Below are 15932 nucleotides of genomic sequence, written 5' to 3'. Positions count from 1 at the left end.
TTAACCCTTTTTGATAATTTCTAAAAATTTATCAGCATCCCAACTAGCAGTACCGACAAGAACTCCATCGCATGATTTTATTGCTTTTATCTCATCTATATTTGTTATATTTACGCTACCGCCATATAGAAGTGGAGCTGAGCATTTGCTAGATATAAAATCCAAAATTTCAGTTATAAATTCAACTTTAGCACTATTTCCAGTGCCAATCGCCCAGATTGGCTCATAGGCGATTACTAGATTTTCATAGTTTAAATCAATATTTGCTAATTGATCGCTTAGAAATTCTTTGGTGCTTCCATTCATATGAGTTATATCATCTTCGCCAATACAGTAGATAATATCCCAGCCCTTGCTTACAGCATAATCAAATTTGGCTTTTAAAAATGGCTCATCTTCACCTAGAGCGCGTCTTTCGCTATGGCCGATCATTACAGTAGTAATCTCAAATTCTTCTAGCATTTGACTACCAATCTCACCAGTATATGAGCCATTTTGTGCTGGATAGAAGTTTTGTGCCCCTTGAGTGAAGTTAAATTTATCTTCACTCAAAGCAGTAAATGGAGGAAATACAATCACGCTATTGCTATTTTGACTAAGTCCATTACTAAGCTTTTTAGCATAATCTGCATAGCTTTTTTTGGTGTGATTGCATTTTAAATTCGCAGCGTAAATCATATATCATCTTCTCTTAAAAGCACTCTAACTCCAGGCAGCTCCTTGCCCTCTATAAGCTCCAAGCTAGCACCACCACCTGTTGAGATAAAGGTCATCTCATCAGTATCCCCAGCTCTCTCAACTACATCAGCAGTATCGCCACCACCGACCACAGTAGTAGCAAAGCTCTCGCCAATAGCGTGGCTCATTTTTATGCTACCTTTGCTGAATTTATCCATCTCAAAAACCCCCATAGGGCCATTCCACCAGATGGTTTGAGCATCGGCAATCGCCTCTTTAAAAAGCTTCACACTAGCTGGGCCGATATCTAGCCCCATCCAGCCATTTGGGATCTCTTGAACAGGAACATACTTGATCGCACTATCATTGCTAAAACTTTGAGCCGCTACGACATCAACAGGCAGATAAATTTTCACGCCTAGCTCACGGCCTTTTTTAAGAATGTTTGATGCTTCTTCTACAAGCTCCTCTTCTAAAAGGGAATTTCCGATATTTTCACCAAGAGCTTTTAAAAATGTAAATGCCATACCGCCACCGATGATTAATTTATCAATGCGTGGCAAGAGATTGGTTAGGGCTTGAAGTTTGCCACTTACTTTTGATCCGCCCGTTACTGCGACAAATGGGCGACTAGGGTGGCGGATCAGATTTTGGCCAAATTCAATCTCTTTAATTAGCAAAAATCCAGCAGCCTTATGTTCACTATCGTAGCATTGAGTTATAGCATGGACGCTAGAGTGAGCTCTATGACATACGCCAAAAGCGTCATTGATATAGTAATTGGCAAATTCGCTAAGAGATTTAGCCAAGTTTATATCATCTTTTGTCTCGCCTTTTTCAAAGCGTAAATTTTCTAATAACAAAATCTCGCCAGATTGTAGCTTTTGAACCTTTTCTTTGGCATCGTGGCCGACTACATCGTGAGCAAATTTAATCTCTCTATCCATTAATCTACCAAGTCTTTTAGCTACTGGTAGAAGTGAGTATTTGTCTTCGTAGCCATTTTTTGGGCGACCTAAGTGGCTAGCTAAGATAACAGAGCAACCTTGATCTAAAATATATCTTATAGTTGGGATAACTGAGCGGATTCTTCTATCATCTGTGATGTTGTTAAATTCATCCATTGGTGTGTTAAAATCGCACCTTACAAGAACCTTGCTACCACTTTTAAATTCAATATCTTTTATAGAAATAATCTCACTCATATCACTTCTCGCTTATAAATTTAGCCATTTCAACTAAGCGATTGCTATAGCCCCACTCATTATCATACCACGCCATTACCTTAATCATATCACCGCAAATTACTTGAGTTAGATCAGCAGCTACTATGCTTGAGTAGTTTGAGGTGATAAAATCGCTACTAACTCTCTCATCAAAATCCACAGCCATAATGCCCTTTAAGCTACCTTTGCTAGCTTCTACAAATGCGTTATTTAGCTCATCTTTTGTTACGCTTTTTTCAAGTACAGCTGTAAGATCAACTATTGATACATTTGGGACTGGAACTCTAATGCTTTGTCCGTGTAGTTTGCCATCTAGGCTAGGCATTACTAATTTCATAGCTTTGGCAGCACCTGTGCTAGTAGGGATCATATTAGCAGCAGCTGCTCTAGAGCGTCTAAAATCACGACATTTGACATCTACTAGGCTTTGGCCGTTTGTATAGGCGTGGATGGTAGTCATAAGACCTTTTTTTATACCATAAAGATCTTCTAAAACCCTAGTTACAGGACCTAAGCAGTTGGTAGTACAGCTTGCGTTGGAGATGATTGTTTGCCCTTCGTATTTATCTGAATTTACACCTAAAACAAATGTTGGAGTATCATCTTTAGCTGGTGCGCTCATTATAACCTTTTTAGCACCTTTGGCGATGTAGGTTTGGCATTGCTCTTTTGTTAGGAATTTGCCGGTACATTCTAATACTACATCGATTCCTCTTAGGTCTAAATCATTGATATCTCTTGTGCTATATACTCTGATTTTTTTGCCATTAACGGCGATATAATCATCATTTAAAACCTCTACATCTTGATTAAATTCGCCATGAACTGTATCGTATTTTAGTAAGTATCTAGTCATTTTACGCTCAGCAGTATCGTTTATAATGCATAACTCATACTCTGCTGGGTTATTGAGTATAATCCTAGCAGCACATCTGCCGATTCTTCCAAAACCATTAATTGCTATTTTAAGTGCCATTTTCATCCTTTTTGGGTATAATTTGGCTATTTTACTAAAAAAAAGGTTAAAAAAAATTGAATATAGCTATTTTTGGTGGAAGTTTTGACCCGCCACATTTGGGTCATGATATGATCGTAAAAGAGGTTTTAAAGAGCTTAAATATTAATAAACTTATTATTATTCCAACATTTTTAAGCCCTTTTAAGAGCGAATTTGGTGCGCCACCGCTTTTGAGACTTCAGTGGTGTAATGAGCTTTGGTCTAATCTGGATGAAAAAATTATAATAAGTGATTATGAAATTTCACAAAATCGACCGGTGGCTACAATAGAGAGTGTGAGCTATTTTAAAAATAAATTTAATGCTAGTAGAATTTATTTAATAATCGGTGCTGATCAGCTGAATAGCTTGCATAAATGGCATAGATATGATGAGTTAAAAGCATTAGTAAGCTTTGTTGTAGCGTGTAGAGATGGTATTAAAATAGATGAAAATTTGCAAAAACTAGATATAAATGTTAAAATCTCATCTTCAAAGATTAAATCTGAGTTAAATTTTAAGCATATTCCAACTGCTATTTTAGATAGTGTTGAGAAATTTTATAAGGATAAAAATGCAAAATAGAATAGATAGAATTGTTAAGCTTTTAGATGAAAAAAAGGCTGAAAATATCGAAGTTATAGATATGCAAGGTAGGGATTATTTAAGTAAATTTGTAGTTGTAGCTACTACTTTGGCTGCACGGCATGGGGCTGCTTTGTTAGATGATTTAAAAACTGAGTTAAAACCAGCCGGTGAGAATTTTTTAGGTGTAGAAAGTAGCGATGATTGGACTGTAATAGATCTTGGCGATATAATGATACATTTAATGAGTGAAACTTATAGAGCTAAGTATAATATAGAAGAGTTCTTAAAAGAGTTAAGCGTTAAAGGAAATTAGGTTTTAAACCAGGCGTATTTTGGATATAATTAAAGAGATTATTTTATTAAAATTTAATCGCTTTAATTATTGTAGCTACTAGCAAATCAAAAGCTAGTAGCAATTTTGAGTCTTAATAAATTTAATATCGCACTATAGATAAGCTAGTTAGTATTACAGATATTTAGTTATCAATTTTTTCTTAATTTTCTAAACTTATTTTATATTTTAAACCATTGTAAGCCAAATTTCATTAAAATCAAAATCATTTATATAGTTGGAGTTGTTTATGTATGAATTGTCTATAAATGTAGATATGGGTGCTGCAAATAATGGCGTGTTTATCGCTATTACAAATGAAAATTCTATAATTTATAAAAATGCGTTTAATATATATTTTGATAAAAATTTAACATTTTCCAAAAGCGATAGAACAGCACGTCGCCATGCTAGGCGTAGTTATGATAGGGATAGATTTATTTTAAGATTACTTAATGAGATTTTGCCTATAGATGGTTTGAGTCAAAGTCAAATAGAGACAATTTATGGGCTTTTTAAAAATCGTGGTTTTAACTATCATAATATCGAATTTAATGAAAGCTTAGATGATGATGTGGTTGAGTTTTTAAATGGTTTAGATAGATATATATTTGGGCTTAGTAAAAATAAAGATGAATTTGAACAAATTATAAATGAGATAGTTGTAGATCATTCAAATGATGAAATTAAAAAGATCCTAGATACTCAAAGTCAAATTTTAATTAATATAGATAAAGAAAATAAAAAAGCCATAAAAGCTAGTAAAAATATACAAAGTCTAATTCAAAGTATATGCAATGAAATTGATAAAAATAATAAGCATAGAATTAGCTACTTAAAAGATATAAAAGAGTTAATTTATAAAGATTGTGAATTTATAATCCAAAAATCTGATAAATTTGATAATTTAGATGAATTTTATAATTTTGTTGGAAATATTTCAAATTTTCAAACTCGAATTTTAAGAAGGTATTTTAATAATAAATATCTAGATAATATAAATTTTGATGATGCAAAGCTAAAGAAAAATATAATAAGAAATATCAATTATATGGAGTATATAACTGATATACAAAATAACAATAAACTAAATATGCTAAATTCTTTAAAGACAAAATCGGCTTTAGAGTATTTAAAAAGTATCGATCCAGTAATTACTATCCCGCCATACGAAAATCGTAAAAATAAAAATCCACAAAAATGCAATACTTTGATGTTAAATATTGATAAAATTACTCCTAGTCTAGCAAATTTAACTTATAAAATTTTAAATAGCGATGATTTTACGCATATAAGAAGAGATGAAAATGGCCAGTTAATCAGCCTTAATGATATAAATGAAAATAATATCGCTAAATATTTACAAAGAGTATTAGATATCTCAAAAGAGAGTCTAATAGATGTAGCCTTATATCCAAGAGCTCTTGATAATAATAGCAAAATATTTGCTGATACTTTTAGGTTAAATAGTGATGAAATTAGGGAATTTAAGGAGTTTGCTAGGAGATACTATAACGAAGTAGATAACGCAAAAAAAGGAATAATAACTAATGATTTATTAATTCCATGTGGCAAAAATACGCCACATAAAAATAGAAATAAAAATGAACTTATTTCAGCTCTTTTTGGAAAAAATATCACTAAAGATGACGTAATTAACCTAGAAGAGTTTATGCTAAAAAATAAGATAAAAGGCAATAGGAGCTATAAAGGGTTTTTTAGAGATTTAAATGAATTAAAAAAGAGTTACCAAAATAGCTTCTATCATAATCTAAATAATGATGAAATTAACGATAAAGATATTCAAACAATCCTAGAGTTATATCCAAAAGTAGCTCAAAATATCAATAACCACAATAGCGTATTTGAGTTTAAGCATCCATTTGATAAAAATAATTTAATACAAATATCAACTATCTTGGCCAGTTAGGAGATATAATCTATGATGAAAAAAATCGTGGATTTTTAAAAACTTGCAAATGCCATACTTTAGAAAATTTAATTCGTTCTGGCTCACAAAATGCCATTTGTACTAGATTGCCAGCTAATTCGGCTAGACTTATTAATGGCAAAATAGAGATGTATCTAAATCGTTTAGCATATGAAATTAGCACCGCTATTAAGCCAGAAATTTTAAAAGATATTTCATATATAACTATAAATGTAGAGATGAATAAATTTAGTTTTGAAAATAGTGCTAGCGACTTAAATTTAATAAGCAAACGCCAAAAATCAAAAGATATGATCTGTCCATACTCAGGCCAAAAGATAGATGAGATTAACTGCGAATATGATCATATCTTGCCTCGTTCTAAAGGCTTATATAATTCTAGGGCAAATTTAATCCCAGCTAGCTCTACTGCTAATTTACAAAAGGGCAATCAAAGCTATACTTTAGAAAATTTACACCAAAATTATTTAAATTCAATTTATAAAATTATAAAAGTACAAAATCTTGATGAATTTAAGAATTTTATAGATACACAGATGGCAAAGATAAATATTAATAAATTTACAAATTTTGATAATCTTAATAGCATAGAACAGATCGCACTTAGACATGCTCTATTTTATAAAAATTCAGATAGCTTTACTAAAGCGCTTGAAATTTTAAAACTAGATAGAATCAAAACTCACTCTAATGGCACTCAAAAGCGTTTTGTAAATCTTTTAATACAAAAGGTAAAAGATAAGCTAAATAAATCAAATCAAGATATTGAATTTAGTGTTAATTTCATCAATGCAGAACTAGTAAGCGCAATTAGAAGCGAACTAAGCAAAGAAGATAAAGAGCTACAAAAAGCTAAAATTCAAGATAGTCATAGTCACTGCATTGATGCTAGTATAGTATTTTATTATGCTAATAGTAAATTAATAAAAAACTCAAAAGGTCAGCGTGAGTTTAAGTATAACTATAATCATATTAAGCCAGAGTATAGCAATAAAATGACTATGCAAAGCAAAAAATATCTAGAGTTAAACTCTAATAAAATATCTCGTAAAAAGCTATTTGATGATGGTGTATATTCGCTAGTTTATGAAAATGCCAATATATTAAAAGATAAAGAAGCTAATATCTTGCTTGATCTTGGGCTTTTGCATACTAAAGAAAATGGCAAAAAGGTTGCTATAACTAGCGATTTTAAATCAGGTAAATTTTATATAAGTACACATAAAGTTTTTGATCTATTATTTAAAGCCTTTAATGAAGGCGATATTAAATTATTAAATAAACTTAAATTTCTAGACAATCATCTATGTTCTTATATACGAAAAGATATATTTGCTATTATAAAAGATGAAGATAAAAGTAGTATGTTTTTTAATAATAAAAATGAATTAAAAGTACCAGATGCAAAAATAAAAACCAAAAATATAGATAAATTCTATCATATCTTAAAGCAAATGAAAGCAAGATTATAGAGATAAAAGATGGCAAAAATATATTACAACACCAAGAGATAAAAGAGCTGTTTAAAGAGTGTTTTTATACCAAACAAGCCAAAAGAAGTAGAAATAAATCTCGTATAATCTACTCTTTGCCTATAAAAGCAATTAAAAGTCCTAACTATATCATAAGGCAAAATGGCGGATATGCTGGACTTGTGAATTCCGATATAGCCACTAAAACATATATAGATTTAGATAGTAAAAATATAATCAAAATTCCATTTTTTAGTAAAAATATATTGCCTCGTAAAATAGCAGATATAATAAATATAATTGAATTAAAATCTAAAAATATAAAGCAAATTTACAAACTTCTAGTAACCAAAAATCTCCCATCAGCTATTATAAAACTTGAGTATATAATCTCTCAAGCCAATAGACACGATATAGAGGTTGAATTTGATAAAAGCCAAATTGGAGATTATAATTTACTTGACCAAACTAGCCGTGATGAGTTTATAGATAAATATTTAAATGGTGAATTTAAAGAGCTATTAGGAAAACCAAGAGATAATAAAATAACCATAATCAAAGATACAAAAGATAGCCTAATAATCACATATTGCACTCAAACATCAGCTATACATAAAAAAATAATGCTAGATAATTTAATCGATGAAACATCTAGTTATTAATAGTTTTGGGCTATTTTTAGGATTAAAGTCTCAAAGGATAGTAATATATCAAAATAAAGAGATAATAAAAGAGATAGCCCTTAAATCATTAAAAACCATATCTATAAATTCAAACGGTATAACCATTTCTAGCGATTTAATCTTTGCTTGTAGTGTGCGTGGAATAAAGATTTTCTATCAAAACTTTAACACATTTAGTGCTACGCATACACTTTATGAACATAAAGGAGTAAATGTATTAAAACAGCAATTTTCATCTAAAGATAATGCCAAGGGATTGATGCTAGCAAAAGAGTTAATAATCGGAAAGATTAAAAATCAACGTTCTACAATTTTATACTTTTCTAGAAATAAAAATAACGAGCAAAAAAACACTGCATTAATTGCTATGCAAAAAGCAATTGATACACTAAAAAGCTCAAAAATAATAGACACAAATGATATATTTAGTATTGAGGCTAATGCTGCTCATAGATATTTTGAATTTCTCAAATTTAACTCTCTTTTGCCATCTAGTTTTGAACACCGCACCAAAAGAGCAAGCAGTGAAATATCAAATCAAGCTTTAAATTATGGCTATGCAATACTATTAAATATAATCTATAAAAGTATTATAAATGCCGGATTAAATCCATATTTTGGAGTTTTACATACTATGCGAAGCGCCAAGCCATCTTTAGCCTTAGATATTATGGAGGAGTACAGAAGCTTTATAGTAGATAGAAATATTATTAAAATTCGCTCATCTCTCAAAGGCGAATTAAATGCAGAATTAAAAAAAAGTAATAGCTTCAAATATATTAAATTCATTAAATAAAAAACTTATCTATAATCACAAAAAGCTTACTTTAGAAAGTATTATCCAACGCCAAGTATATAAAATTTCAGCATTTTTTTGTGGTGATAGCAGGTATAAATCATACATATTTAGGTGGTAAATGAGATATCTAATCTGCTACGATATAGAAAATAGTAAAAACAGGACAAAGCTATTTGAAAGATTAAAAGATTTTGGGCTTTTAGCTGTGCAAAAATCAGTATTTTATGGGGAGTTAAGTCGAGCTGATAAGCTAGCCATTAAAGAACTCTTATCTAAATATTGCGCTAAAAGCGATAAGGCGATTATCGCATCTGTAAATTTAGATTTTAATGATACTTTAGGCTATACCAAAGAGTGTTTTGAGAGTAAAATATATGAGATTATTTAGATGATTTTAGTTAGCCATATTAGACAATTTGTATTTTGTCCTAGGATTTTATATTTTTATACATTTTGCGATATTAAGCCAGTATATCCAGAGTATGTAAGCTCAGGCTCACAATATCACAATAAACAAAACGAACTATTTAAAAATAGAAAATTTATCAAATTTAAGCTGCCAATTATAAAAGCATATAGCAATCTATATTTGCAAGATTCATCTATGCAAGGAGTAGCAGATTTGGTGCTAGAGTGCCAAAATGAGATAATTGTAGCTGAGTTTAAAAATCAAAACAAGCCAATACTAAATAAAGGCACTAAAATGCAGCTTATAGCCTACTCAAAGCTAGCTAGTAAGCATTTTAATAAACCATTTTTTAAGATAATGCTAATTTGTAGTAATAATCTTAAATTTAAGATATTTGATATAAACAGTGATGATTTAGCCCAATTTAATAGCACGATAGATAAGATTAATAAAATGTTAAATCAAGAGCTATTTCCGCAAAGTTGTGCTAGTATAGCTGCTTGTATGCAGTGTGAATTTAAAAACTACTGTGATGATAGAGAATGATACCGGGGGTGCCATATGGCAGTTGCCCCGATCTGTTAACACCTTTAGGTGATTTCAAACGCTAAAGAGTTAATCTATAGTATAATTTGCGTTTGTATTATAGCTAAATTTTTCCACAAATTCGCTATTTTTAGCATTTTTTTTCAAAGTGGAAGAATTAAGACCTTTAAACTATAGCCAAATGCCCATAAAATAGGCTAAATTTAGCTCAGGTTGCAAATTATACCACAAATCAACTCGGTTTGAAACTAACCCTTGCAAAAATGAAAGGGTTAAGACTGATAGTTGCAAATTATACCACAAATCAACTCGGTTTGAAACTTTGATAAATAAAATCATCTTTAGATTGCGGATTAAGTTGCAAATTATACCACAAATCAACTCGGTTTGAAACGATAAATCGTTAGCAAAGCTTCAAATATTTAAACATGTTGCAAATTATACCACAAATCAACTCGGTTTGAAACAATGCGATAGTAAATTGTTTTAATACTTGTTCCATAGTTGCAAATTATACCACAAATCAACTCGGTTTGAAACTTTTCACCTTTTTTGCCTTTATCTTTTTCTTGAAGGTTGTAAATTATACCACAAATCAACTCAGCTTAAAATAGGTGTCTAGTTTATAAATTAGACACCATTAAATTTATTGTAAATTAATTTAGCTTGGAATTAAAATTAATTTAATGCTTTGCCAAATAGTTTGTATCATATAAATTATTGATAAAATCATCATTATTCATCATATTTATATGAAAATCTTTGGTTGTTTTAATCCCTTGTATGATTAGCTCATCAAGTGCGACTTTCATCTTGGCAATAGCTCTATTTCTATCTATATCATGGACGATTAATTTGCCTATCATGCTATCATAATACGGCGGAACGCTATAACCCTCATAAACATGGCTATCCATTCTGACATTTCTACCGCCTGGGGCGACATATTTTGTGATTTTACCTGGATTTGGAGTGAAGCTTTTTGGGTCTTCGGCTGTGATTCTACACTCTATTGAGTGGCCACTTAATTTGATATCTTTTTGCTCTGGCAATCTCTCGCCTTGTGAGATTCGTATCATCCACTCTATCAAGTCTAATCCGCTACACATCTCACTTACACAATGCTCAACTTGGAGTCTTGTATTCATCTCAATAAAATAAAATTTATTATCCCTTTGATCGTATAAAAACTCAAAAGTCCCAGCACCCGTATATCCTATGGCTTTAGCAGCATTTACGGCTGTTTGGTGGAGTTGGGCCCTAGTTTCATCATCTAAAATTACTGCTGGGCTCTCTTCTATTAATTTTTGGTGGCGGCGTTGCATTGAGCAATCTCTTTCACCTACATGGATTACATTGCCATACTCATCGCCTAGGACTTGAACCTCTATGTGGCGTGGATTTGAGATATATTTTTCCATATACATTGTCCCATCACCAAAGGCACTCATAGCCTCGCTTTCAGCTGACCAAAAGCTCTTTTCTAAATCCTCTTCTTTCTCTACCACTCTCATACCACGGCCACCGCCACCTGCGGCTGCTTTTATAATCACTGGATAGCCAATTTCACTAGCTAATTTTTTAGCCATTTCCATATCTTTGATAGCGCCATCACTACCTGGTACAACTGGAATTCCCGCTCTCATCATCATCTGTTTGGCTTTGCTTTTATCACTCATTAAAGCCATAGCCTCTACGCTTGGGCCTATAAATTTGATATTGTGCTTTTCGCAAATTTCTACGAAATTTTGATTTTCGCTCAAAAATCCATAACCTGGAAATATCGCATCAGCTTCGCTAATCTCGCAAGCTGTGATAATAGCTGGGATATGTAGATAGCTCTCACTACTTCTAGCACCACCTATACAGATACTAGCATCAGCGTATTTAACATAAAGAGCATCTTTATCAGCTGTAGAATGCACTACAACTGCTTCTTTACCCATCTCTTGGATAGTTCTAAGTGCTCTAAGAGCTATTTCACCACGATTTGCTATTAGGATTCTTTTAATCTCTCTCATAGTTTTTCAACCTCAAATAACGCCATACCAAATTCCACCGGTTGGCCATCTGCGATTAGGGCTTTTGTAATTCTACAATCAAACTCAGCTTCAATCTCATTCATAATTTTCATCGCTTCTATAATGCCTATAGTGTCGCCTTTTTTCACTGTTTGACCTACCTTAACAAAGCTTGGAGCGCCTGGACTTGGAGCTATATAAAATGTCCCTACCATCGGTGCGTTTAATGTATCAGTTGCTGTTGAAGTAGTTACTGTTTTTTCATTTACTACTACATTGATTGGGGCTGGAGCTGGGATTGTAGGGCAAGCTGGAGCTGGGGCTATTTGCTCGCATGGCTCATGTTTTTCTAGCTCGATTACGAAATCACCATCTTTTATCTTAATTTTATTAATGTTTGTCTCATCAAAAAAGCTCATAAGCTCTTTAATCTCATCTCTTGTCATAAATTCTCCTTAAATTAAGTAAAATTTCATAATTCTACCCAAATTATCTAAATAATAAGCTAAACTTTAGTTTAAAGTAGAAATTGCTATAATCTTACAATTTAATTTTAAAGGGAAATTTATGGGTTTAAAAAGTGATAAATGGATACGCCAAATGAGCTTAGAACACAAGATGATAACTCCATTTTGTGAAGAGAATATCGGTCGTGGCGTTGTCAGCTATGGGCTTTCTAGTTATGGATATGATATTAGGGTTGGAAATGAATTTAAAATCTTTACAAATGTAGGTGGTACAGTTGTAGACCCTAAAAATTTTGATGAGAAAAATGTAGTTGATTTCATCGGTGATATCTGTATTGTGCCACCAAATTCATTTGCCTTAGCTAGGACGGTGGAGTATTTCATAATGCCTAGAGATACCCTAGCTATATGCCTTGGCAAAAGTACATACGCAAGGTGTGGGATAATAGTCAATGTAACGCCATTTGAGCCTGGATTTGAAGGACATATCACAATTGAAATTTCAAATACAACCCCACTTCCAGCTAAAATTTACGCAAATGAGGGGATAGCTCAGGTGCTATTTTTACAAGGGGATGAGATTTGTGAAACTAGCTACGCTGACAAAAATGGCAAATATCAATCCCAAACTGGCATAACCCTACCAAGAATACTACAATAAGGGTTTAAAATGATGGTTTATAGCAGACAAAAAATAGAAGATGATGATATACAAGCCGTGGTAGAAGCGCTAAAAAGCGATATGCTAACTTGTGGAAATCGTGTGGTGGATTTTGAGAGTGCTTTGTGCGAGCTTACTGGGGCGAAATATGCTGTGGTGATGAACTCAGCCACTTCGGCACTTCACGCTGGATATATCGCACTTGGTGTAGGACCTGGCGATGAAGTTATCACCACTCCTATAACCTTCGCAGCCACCGCAAATGCGGCTATAATGTGTGGTGCTAGGATTAAATTTGCTGATGTACTCTTAAATGGTAATATAAATCCAGCCTCTATAAAAGAGTTAATAAGCGATAAAACCAAGGTTATAACCGCTGTGGATTTTGGTGGGTATCCAGTAGATATGGATGCTATCAAAGCGTTAATAAAAGAGCAAGATATTAAAATTATTGATGATGCTAGTCACGCTTTGGGTAGTAGTATTAATGGCAAGATGGTTGGCACTTTGGCTGATGCTACGATTTTTAGCTTTCATGCGATTAAGCCTATTACGACTTTTGAGGGTGGGGCTTTGCTAACTAATGATGAAAATATCGCTAAATCTGCTAGACTCACACGCTCACATGGTATGGTAAAAAAACAGGCTTGGAATATGGATATGGTAACTCTAGGCTATAATTACCGCTTAAGCGATGTGGCGTGTGCTTTGGGGCTAAGCCAAATCAAAAAGCTTGATAAATTTATAAATAGGCGTTATGAGATTGCTAAGATATATGATGATGCCTTTAAAAACTCAAAATATCTAAAAACGATAGATATCCCAGATAATATAAGAAGTGCCAGGCATCTATATCCGGTGCTTTTAAACTCGAATTTATGGTGCGTAAAAGAGGATATCTATAACGAACTTCACGCTATGGGCATTGGGGTACAAGTGCATTATAAGCCAACTTATCAATTTAGCTTTTATAAAAATTTATATGGCGAGATGAGATTAGATGGTGCTGAGGATTTTTATAGAGCTGAGCTTAGTCTGCCGTGCCATCAGATGATGAGCGATGATGATGCTAAGTTTGTCATTGCGAATTTAAATGAATTATTAGAAATTTATACTAGTAAATCGGTTTGCGGCTAAAAAATTAAGAGATAAAGCCATACTAAGATATTTATTTTCTAAAAAAGAGCGCAATAATCTTAGATGGCATTATTTTTGATCATAATAAATTAAAACTAAAAACCCCAAGGGCATATAGGCCTTTGGGATTAATTTTCCATTATATCCTTAGCTTTTATTCCCATTAAATTTAATGCTACTTTTATACTAAGTGCTACAACGCTAAAAAGCTTTAGTAATTCATCTTCATTTTGACTTCCTACAACTCTATTTTCGTTATAGAATTTATGAAAACTTGCACTAAGCGATTTGAGATAATCAGGAATTTTGTGTAAACTTCTTTGGTTTAGAGCATCTTCTAAGACTTCAGGCATGGTAAGCGCTTCAAATAATAAATTCTTACCATCATCGCTTAAATTTGTAAGTGAAGCATTAGCTACATCTGCAGGAGTCTTGTTAGCTTTGGCAAAGATTTGATTTACTCTAGCGTGAGCGTAATTGATATAAAATATTGGATTTGAACTATCTTGTTTTTTAAGCTCATCAATATCAAATTCTAAGCTTGAATTGCCAGCCTTAGATATGAAAATAAATCTAAGCGCATCACTTCCAATCTCAGCTAAAATATCGCTCATTAACACTGATGTTCCAGCTCTTTTGCTCATTTTAAATGGCTTACCATCTTTTAATAAGCTTACCATCTGCATTAAAATTACCTCTAGTTTGCTCTCATCATAACCTAGAAAATTAATCGCAGCCTTTAATCTAGCGATATATCCATGGTGGTCTGCACCCCAAATGTTGATATATGTATCAAAATCATTAGCAAATTTGACATTATGATAGATAATATCACCAGCTAAATATGTTGGACGGCCGTCGCTTCGTACTACTACCCTGTCGCTATCATCGCCAAGTTTACTTGAAGCGATATAGGTGGTGCTATCTTTTTTATACACTTGACCGCTTTTTTCTAATTGCTCTAAAGTTTGTTCTAATTGATCATAATATGATTTTTCACTAGCCCAATTATCTATGAATATTCCAGCATCAGCTAGGTCTTTTTTGATAATTTTTAAAACTTCATCTTTGGCAAATTCGGCTAATTCAGAGTTACGACTTGACTCAAAAATTTCTTTGCCAAATTTATCGTAAGCTTTATGCGCTAGCTCATCAATATAATCACCCCTGTAATATTTCTCAGGATACTCAACTGTCTCATTAAATAAAATCTCTTTTGCTCTAAGCGTAATAGATATGCCTAGTAGATCGATTTGATTGCCAGCGTCATTGATATAATACTCAGTATGAACTCCTACGCCAATATGTCTAGCTACTCTAGCTAATGTATCGCCATAGACTGCGCCTCTTACATGGCCAATGTGTAATGGGCCTGTTGGGTTGGCACTTATATATTCTAAAAATATATTTTTAGGATTTGTAATCTCTTTTGAGCCAAATTTATCTCCACTTTTAAGTGCATCATTAGCCAAAGAATCTAAAAAATCGCCACTGAGTTTGAAATTTATATATCCATTTACGGCAGTTACTTCGTAGTTTGGCGAACTAAATTGCTGCGCCATTTGAGCAGCGATAGCTACTGGGGATTTTTTTAACTCTTTAGCTAATCCAAAAGCAAGTGGTGTAGCATAGTGAGCTAGGGTTTTATCCTTTGGTTTTTCTATTACAACTTCACGCCCTAAAATAGCGCTTATCTCATTTTTTAGAGTATCTTTAGCACTCATTAGGCACTCTTTTGAGTTTCATCTTTTTTTATTTGAGTTGTATCCTCAGTTTTTTCGATTTTTTCTAATGATGTATCATCTTCCATCTCTTTTTTAAAGCTTTTAATTCCTTTACCCATACCTTTTGCTAATTCAGGGATTTTTTTAGCACCAAAAAGCAAAACAATAATTGCTAAAACTATCAACCAGTGACTTATACTCATACTACCCATAATTTTCTCCTTAATTAAAAATTTAAATTTG

General features: G+C 32.5%; 17 protein-coding genes and 1 CRISPR repeat array. Of the genes, 10 read left to right on the top strand and 7 right to left on the bottom strand.

The genetic code is table 11. The features are described from left to right. The 3 genes from CIGN_RS07430 to gap are packed head-to-tail and all read right to left on the bottom strand — an operon-like array spanning nt 1 to nt 2880. On the bottom strand, nt 1–678 hold the full coding sequence (locus tag CIGN_RS07430) for a triose-phosphate isomerase (RefSeq protein ID WP_086225683.1): 678 nt from the start codon (nt 676–678) through the stop codon (nt 1–3). Beyond that, entirely contained in the window at nt 675–1883 is a 1209-nt protein-coding gene (locus CIGN_RS07425; RefSeq protein ID WP_086303059.1) for a phosphoglycerate kinase, read from the bottom strand. Before CIGN_RS07425 ends, CIGN_RS07430 begins: the two co-directional genes overlap by 4 nt. A gap of 1 nt (nt 1884) precedes the next feature. Further along, nucleotides 1885–2880, bottom strand: a complete 996-nt coding sequence (gap, locus tag CIGN_RS07420) for a type I glyceraldehyde-3-phosphate dehydrogenase (RefSeq protein WP_086303057.1) — start codon at nt 2878–2880, stop codon at nt 1885–1887. 56 nt (nt 2881–2936) lie between these two features. Here gap and nadD point away from each other — a divergent pair, with 56 nt between their 5' ends. From nadD to cas4, 8 genes are all read left to right on the top strand, one after another. Continuing rightward, nucleotides 2937–3485, top strand: a complete 549-nt coding sequence (gene nadD, locus CIGN_RS07415) for a nicotinate (nicotinamide) nucleotide adenylyltransferase (RefSeq protein WP_086303055.1) — start codon at nt 2937–2939, stop codon at nt 3483–3485. Continuing rightward, nucleotides 3475–3801, top strand: a complete 327-nt coding sequence (rsfS, locus tag CIGN_RS07410; protein ID WP_086282656.1) for a ribosome silencing factor — start codon at nt 3475–3477, stop codon at nt 3799–3801. Before nadD ends, rsfS begins: the two co-directional genes overlap by 11 nt. Before the next feature lie 268 nt (nt 3802–4069). Continuing rightward, a complete protein-coding gene (locus tag CIGN_RS07405; protein WP_086303054.1) occupies nt 4070–5749 on the top strand; it encodes a hypothetical protein in 1680 nt (559 codons plus the stop codon). Between the two features lie 107 nt (nt 5750–5856). After that, a complete protein-coding gene (locus CIGN_RS07400) occupies nt 5857–7242 on the top strand; it encodes an HNH endonuclease domain-containing protein (RefSeq protein ID WP_143297692.1) in 1386 nt (461 codons plus the stop codon). A gap of 116 nt (nt 7243–7358) precedes the next feature. Then, a complete protein-coding gene (locus CIGN_RS07395; RefSeq protein WP_086303050.1) occupies nt 7359–7904 on the top strand; it encodes a hypothetical protein in 546 nt (181 codons plus the stop codon). Beyond that, nucleotides 7885–8721 (top strand): CRISPR-associated endonuclease Cas1, encoded by an 837-nt coding sequence (gene cas1, locus CIGN_RS07390; protein ID WP_086303048.1) that lies wholly within the window; start codon nt 7885–7887, stop codon nt 8719–8721. Before CIGN_RS07395 ends, cas1 begins: the two co-directional genes overlap by 20 nt. A gap of 121 nt (nt 8722–8842) precedes the next feature. Then, nucleotides 8843–9112: a CRISPR-associated endonuclease Cas2 gene (cas2, locus tag CIGN_RS07385; RefSeq protein ID WP_086225671.1), complete on the top strand. Its 270-nt coding sequence runs from the start codon at nt 8843–8845 to the stop codon at nt 9110–9112. Continuing rightward, nucleotides 9113–9679, top strand: a complete 567-nt coding sequence (cas4, locus tag CIGN_RS07380) for a CRISPR-associated protein Cas4 (protein WP_086225670.1) — start codon at nt 9113–9115, stop codon at nt 9677–9679. Between the two features lie 212 nt (nt 9680–9891). Further along, nucleotides 9892–10291: direct repeats of the CRISPR family, unit length 37 nt; unit sequence GTTGCAAATTATACCACAAATCAACTCGGTTTGAAAC. Nucleotides 10292–10362: 71 nt separating this feature from the next. Here cas4 and CIGN_RS07375 read toward each other — a convergent pair. Together CIGN_RS07375 and accB are read right to left on the bottom strand one after the other, a co-directional pair. Beyond that, nucleotides 10363–11700 (bottom strand): acetyl-CoA carboxylase biotin carboxylase subunit, encoded by a 1338-nt coding sequence (locus CIGN_RS07375; RefSeq protein WP_086246094.1) that lies wholly within the window; start codon nt 11698–11700, stop codon nt 10363–10365. Next, a complete protein-coding gene (accB, locus tag CIGN_RS07370) occupies nt 11697–12146 on the bottom strand; it encodes an acetyl-CoA carboxylase biotin carboxyl carrier protein (protein ID WP_086253751.1) in 450 nt (149 codons plus the stop codon). The genes CIGN_RS07375 and accB overlap by 4 nt, the downstream gene beginning before the upstream one ends. A gap of 121 nt (nt 12147–12267) precedes the next feature. On the opposite strand from accB, the gene dcd reads away from it, so the two are divergent. After that, complete coding sequence (gene dcd / locus CIGN_RS07365) at nt 12268–12828, top strand: dCTP deaminase (RefSeq protein ID WP_086239172.1); 561 nt, start codon at nt 12268–12270, stop codon at nt 12826–12828. 9 nt (nt 12829–12837) lie between these two features. Next, a complete protein-coding gene (pseC, locus tag CIGN_RS07360; RefSeq protein WP_086303046.1) occupies nt 12838–13965 on the top strand; it encodes a UDP-4-amino-4,6-dideoxy-N-acetyl-beta-L-altrosamine transaminase in 1128 nt (375 codons plus the stop codon). 128 nt (nt 13966–14093) lie between these two features. On the opposite strand, the gene argS is transcribed toward pseC, so the two are convergent. Both argS and tatA read right to left on the bottom strand, forming a co-directional pair. Next, nucleotides 14094–15689 carry an arginine--tRNA ligase gene (gene argS, locus CIGN_RS07355; RefSeq protein WP_086280460.1) on the bottom strand — a complete coding sequence of 532 codons (1596 nt, stop codon included), beginning with the start codon at nt 15687–15689 and terminating at the stop codon, nt 14094–14096. Next, on the bottom strand, nt 15689–15901 hold the full coding sequence (tatA, locus tag CIGN_RS07350; protein ID WP_086225622.1) for a twin-arginine translocase TatA/TatE family subunit: 213 nt from the start codon (nt 15899–15901) through the stop codon (nt 15689–15691). The genes argS and tatA overlap by 1 nt, the downstream gene beginning before the upstream one ends. Nucleotides 15902–15932 lie beyond the last annotated feature (31 nt).

It is taken from the genome of Campylobacter devanensis, from assembly GCF_002139915.1.
Lineage (GTDB): Bacteria > Campylobacterota > Campylobacteria > Campylobacterales > Campylobacteraceae > Campylobacter > Campylobacter devanensis.
Note: the sequence above shows the minus strand (reverse complement) of the source record. Positions and strands in the feature narration are given on the sequence as shown.

Bases quoted from the DNA above. Each gene is read 5' to 3' on its own strand.
- CIGN_RS07405 (WP_086303054.1), top strand. From the start codon at position 4,070: ATGTATGAATTGTCTATAAATGTAGATATGGGTGCTGCAAATAATGGC.
- gap (WP_086303057.1), bottom strand. From the start codon at position 2,880: ATGGCACTTAAAATAGCAATTAATGGTTTTGGAAGAATCGGCAGATGT.
- rsfS (WP_086282656.1), top strand. From the start codon at position 3,475: ATGCAAAATAGAATAGATAGAATTGTTAAGCTTTTAGATGAAAAAAAG.
- cas2 (WP_086225671.1), top strand. From the start codon at position 8,843: ATGAGATATCTAATCTGCTACGATATAGAAAATAGTAAAAACAGGACA.
- pseC (WP_086303046.1), top strand. From the start codon at position 12,838: ATGATGGTTTATAGCAGACAAAAAATAGAAGATGATGATATACAAGCC.
- accB (WP_086253751.1), bottom strand. From the start codon at position 12,146: ATGACAAGAGATGAGATTAAAGAGCTTATGAGCTTTTTTGATGAGACA.
- dcd (WP_086239172.1), top strand. From the start codon at position 12,268: ATGGGTTTAAAAAGTGATAAATGGATACGCCAAATGAGCTTAGAACAC.
- tatA (WP_086225622.1), bottom strand. From the start codon at position 15,901: ATGGGTAGTATGAGTATAAGTCACTGGTTGATAGTTTTAGCAATTATT.
- CIGN_RS07430 (WP_086225683.1), bottom strand. From the start codon at position 678: ATGATTTACGCTGCGAATTTAAAATGCAATCACACCAAAAAAAGCTAT.
- CIGN_RS07375 (WP_086246094.1), bottom strand. From the start codon at position 11,700: ATGAGAGAGATTAAAAGAATCCTAATAGCAAATCGTGGTGAAATAGCT.
- cas1 (WP_086303048.1), top strand. From the start codon at position 7,885: ATGAAACATCTAGTTATTAATAGTTTTGGGCTATTTTTAGGATTAAAG.
- cas4 (WP_086225670.1), top strand. From the start codon at position 9,113: ATGATTTTAGTTAGCCATATTAGACAATTTGTATTTTGTCCTAGGATT.
- CIGN_RS07425 (WP_086303059.1), bottom strand. From the start codon at position 1,883: ATGAGTGAGATTATTTCTATAAAAGATATTGAATTTAAAAGTGGTAGC.
- argS (WP_086280460.1), bottom strand. From the start codon at position 15,689: ATGAGTGCTAAAGATACTCTAAAAAATGAGATAAGCGCTATTTTAGGG.